We start from the raw sequence: 4,602 nt of genomic DNA on the forward strand, positions 1-4,602 counted from the left end.
GAGCGATTTGATTCATATGAAACTACTATCAATTGATGGTGGTAAAACTGGAATTAGTCCACTTTACTCTTTGAGGCGTGAATCAAAAATCCAAAGAGCCTCTGATAGATTAACAATTAGTTCATTGAATAGTTCATTAAATGTTCCTGGTGTACTTACTGTTAAAGGTGGTGGGCTTCTTAGTGATAACGATAAAGCATCTCGTTCTCGTTCGTTTATGAAACGTTCAAGAAGTGGTGGTCCTGTAGTATTAGATGACCTTGAAGAATTTACTGCACTAGAAATTAAATCAAATGTAGCTCAATTATTATCACAAACAGATTGGACTTCTAAGCAATATGCCAAAGTATATGGGCTTCCTGACAGCTATATTGGTGGACAAGGTGACCAACAATCCTCAATTCAACAAATAAGTGGAATGTATGCAAGTGCATTAAATCGCTATTTAAGACCTGCTATAAGTGAATTGGAGTATAAGTTAAGCGACCACATAAGCGTTAACATGAGACCAGCTATTGACCCTCTTGGTGATAATTACTTATCTACTATTAGTACTGCTACAAGATGGGGTGCATTGGCTGAAAATCAAGCTACATTTGTCTTGCAAGAAGCAGGATATATTCCTAAAGACCTACCAGCTCCTGAAAATACAAATAAAAAGACAACTGGCCAAAGTAATGAGCCAGTACCATAGGGAAGGAGGTGGTCATGGTGATTATTCTTAGAAAGGAGGTAAATGATGACAGTAATCGACATTGAAGGTGATGTAGTTGATAATAGCTACGGAATGATGTATGACTGGTTTGGTCTTGACTATACTAGTCCTTCAAAAGTAAAAACAGCACTTGCAAATGCTGATGACGAGGATATCACGGTAAATATCGCTTCAAATGGTGGAGATGTTTTTGCTGCTTCTCACATTTATACTGCACTTAAAAGTGCAAGTCAAAATGTTACAGTAAATATTCTTGGTTTAGCAGCATCTGCAGCTTCAGTAATTGCAATGGCTGGAGATATAGTAAATATTTCTCCTACAGCCCAATTGATGATTCATAAGGCTATGAGTGGTAGCCAAGGAAATGCTGACGACTTTGAGCAAGAAGCTAAAGTTTTAAATGGTGTTGACCAATCTATTGCTGCAGCTTATGAATTAAAAACTGGTATGAAACAATCTGATTTGTTGCAGTTGATGTCTAACGAAACATGGATGACAGCTCAAGATGCAGTGGATAAAGGATTTGCAGACAATATTATGTTTGTAGATGCTAATAAACCAGTATTTTCTAACTCAATCGGAAATATTCCAACTGCTGATAAACTTAATGAATTTATGAATTTCATGAATTTCAAAAATCGGAATAACCCTCCGAAAGAAGAACCAATTATAGAAAACAAACAAGCCGATTTACGTTCTCGTAAGTTGGCTATTTTATTAGAAAAATAAAGGAGACTCAAATGGGAGTTAAATTAACAGTAAATCAATTGAACGAAGCATGGATTGCTTCAGGAGATAAAGTCACAGACTTTAATGACCAAATCAACATGGCTCTTAATGATGATAATTTTTCAGCAGAGGCTATGTCAGAATTAAAAAATAAACGTGATAATGAAAAAGTTCGCCGCGACGTATTGAGAGAACAACTTGTTGAAGCTCAAGCTGAGCAAGTAGTTAATATGCGTGAAGAAGAAAAAGGTCCATTGAACAAAAGCGAAAATGAACTCAAAGACAAATTTGTTAAAGACTTCGTGAATATGGTTCGTAACCCTATGGCGTTTATGAATACCGTTTCATCTAAAACTGAAACTAGCGGAAGTGATAGTGCTGCTGGACTTACTATTCCGCAAGATATCCGTACTATGATTAACACATTGGTTCGCCAATATGACTCGCTACAACAATATGTACGTGTTGAGAGTGTTTCTACTTCAAACGGTAGTCGTGTATATGAAAAATGGACTGATGTAACTCCGTTGACTGTAATGGATGCAGAAGATGGAAAAATTCCAGACCTTGACAATCCTCAGTTGACAATTATCAAATACTTGATTAAACGTTATGCGGGAATCATCACTGCAACGAATACATTGCTTAAAGATACAGCAGAAAATATTCTTGCATGGTTATCAAGCTGGATTGCTAAGAAAGTGGTTGTGACTCGTAACCAAGCGATTATCGAAGTAATGAAAGCAGCACCTAAAAAACCAACAATCGCTAAATTTGACGATGTTATTACTATGATTAATACAGCGGTTGATCCTGCGATTATCGCCACTTCAAGTCTTTTGACTAACCAGTCAGGGTTGAATAAACTTGCTTTGGTTAAAACTGCTGAAGGTAAATATTTGCTCGAACCAGACCCAAAAAAACCTAATTCATATCTAATTAAAGGTAAACAAGTTATTGTTGTTGCAGATCGCTGGCTTCCAAATACTGGATCAACAGTTTATCCACTTTACTATGGAGATATGTCGCAAGCTATTACATTGTTTGACCGTGAAAACATGTCATTACTTCCAACAAATATTGGTGCTGGTGCATTTGAAACTGATACTACTAAAATTCGTGTAATCGATCGCTTCGATGTTAAAGCTACTGACTCAGAAGCTTTTGTGGCAGGTTCATTTACAGCGATCTCAGATCAAAAAGGAAATATCAATACTGCAACTACAACTACAACTACAACTAATCATCAGGAGAAATAATAATGGACATTCGTCATATTGAAGAAAAAACAAAAGAATTAAAAGCACAATCAATTCCTCTGGTTCAATCCGTTGAAAAAACGCAAGCCTTAGTCAATGAGTTAAGCACAAAACTTGATAATATGAAAGTAGATAAACAACAGCCTGATATTGATGCGACCCTTGCACAAATGGCTAAAGAACGAGATGCTCGTGTTTTACTTGATGAACTGACTGAACATCTTACCAAGCAAAAAGACGCACTTCATCAATTTTGGAATAATGAAGAAACCAATTATGCCATTAAAACTGAGGCTATTCGCTCGCAAGAACACTTGAGTCCAACAGAATCTCAATTGATTGAGGGATTAATTGATAATTCTTTAAAACGAAAATTAAAGGCTTATGGTAAAGAAGTGGAAGAATCTCAAAATAAAGCCATTGAGATTGTGAACTATTTGAAAGAAAATAATTATGATCAGTCCGTTGGTAATTCCCTCCATCCGTTAGTTGAAGCCAAAAGCTTTTATTACTTTAGAATGGCACGGTTGATTAGTTCTACTTTTCAACATGAATTGATGGAATATTTGCTTGAGGAGGGACTGATTACAAATTATCCTAGCTATTATACTCCACGCCGATAAGAGTTTAATCATCCATAATTTCGAGCTGAGAAAGCCTATAAGTATCAGGCTTTCTTGTTATTATAAAGGAATCATGACGGATAAATATATGACAATCAGATATTATTGGGGAAGGCCTAAAGATGTTGTAAGGTGGTATCTTAGAGGAACATTATACTTAAGCGCTCAAAGCAGGTAGTCTTATATTGAAAAGACAAAAGCTGAAGCAGGTAACTTACCAAGACTTCTTAAACTATTAAATAATCTTGATGAAATATTTGATACCGCAGATACTGACAGCATAGCATTACTATGTTTGAGGTACGTTGAACTATTAAGTGTTGCAGAGACTACAAAACGGACAGGACTTTCCGCTTATCAGATTACTTCAAAGATAGGTAAACTCATGAAGGAAGCTAAAGAAATTATAGCCAAAGCATGATATAATAGAACTATCAAAAGTCGCAGAAATGCGCATGGTATGATAGTGCAGGAAAGTATCTCTAATTGTGGAGGTACTTTTTTGTTTAAGAGGGATGACATGATGAATGAAGTTAAATTCAATATTAGGCTTTATTTTACGGGCGGGATGAAACGCTTAACGGATAGGATAGACAGCACAGACCAACTCACACCACAACGCTTTATATTCAACGCGATGACAGAGCTGTTTGATTCATTGAGTGATGATGACCTAGAGTTAATCAGACTTAGATACATGGAACGCATGACACTATCAGAGGTTGCAAGTCGTTATCTGTTACACGAACATACTATTAGAAACCACACGAACCCAACTATTAAGCAAGTGAAAAAGATTATAAAACAAGGTAATGAACTTTCAATAAAACAAAAAAGCCCGTGAATTTTCACGGACAAATATAAAGAAAAGTAGTAATAAGTTACCTAACCCTATTATATCATTTTTTCTCTATAATTTTTAGATAGCCCCCCCGTCATTGCTTTTAGGAATACCGTATACCAATAGTGGCTCCCTGAGTAAAAAAGTGATTTTTTAAAATTTTTGCATAGGGGGGGTACAATCGGTAAATGGCATGGTTAAGGGTTTTTTTGGTTGTTTTCTATGAATAGTTTCCCCTTTTTAGCCTTTTTTTAGAGTTTTTAGCCTATTTCCTCCTTTCTACTACATAACTTTTAGGGGTAAATTATCCTTGTAATCGTTGTGGTTGAGCGATTTCGTTTCAGAAAAAAAGTTTTCAAAAATCACTTTTTTCGAAAGGGAGCCACTATTGGTATACGGTATTCCTAAAACAAATAGGGGCGGGGTATTCATTTT

At 35.9% G+C, this 4,602-nt stretch carries 5 protein-coding genes; all 5 read left to right on the forward strand.

Translation table 11 applies throughout. From position 1 onward, the window contains the following. Positions 1-694, forward strand: a 694-nt coding sequence (locus tag ABT112_RS34715; protein WP_351515779.1) for a phage portal protein, incomplete at its 5' end; no start/stop codon positions are given. Between the two features lie 45 nt (positions 695-739). Then, on the forward strand, positions 740-1,444 hold the full coding sequence (locus tag ABT112_RS34720) for a head maturation protease, ClpP-related (protein WP_351515780.1): 705 nt from the start codon (positions 740-742) through the stop codon (positions 1,442-1,444). Positions 1,445-1,455: 11 nt separating this feature from the next. Further along, positions 1,456-2,703, forward strand: a complete 1,248-nt coding sequence (locus tag ABT112_RS34725; protein WP_351515781.1) for a phage major capsid protein — start codon at positions 1,456-1,458, stop codon at positions 2,701-2,703. 2 nt (positions 2,704-2,705) lie between these two features. Beyond that, positions 2,706-3,326 carry a hypothetical protein gene (locus ABT112_RS34730; RefSeq protein ID WP_312257958.1) on the forward strand — a complete coding sequence of 207 codons (621 nt, stop codon included), beginning with the start codon at positions 2,706-2,708 and terminating at the stop codon, positions 3,324-3,326. A 466-nt stretch (positions 3,327-3,792) separates the two neighbouring features. Beyond that, positions 3,793-4,170 carry a sigma factor-like helix-turn-helix DNA-binding protein gene (locus ABT112_RS34735; RefSeq protein ID WP_351515782.1) on the forward strand — a complete coding sequence of 126 codons (378 nt, stop codon included), beginning with the start codon at positions 3,793-3,795 and terminating at the stop codon, positions 4,168-4,170. Positions 4,171-4,602 lie beyond the last annotated feature (432 nt).

Origin of the sequence: Streptomyces sp. NPDC002055 (genome assembly GCF_040296705.1) — a bacterium.
Taxonomy (GTDB): domain Bacteria; phylum Actinomycetota; class Actinomycetes; order Streptomycetales; family Streptomycetaceae; genus Streptomyces.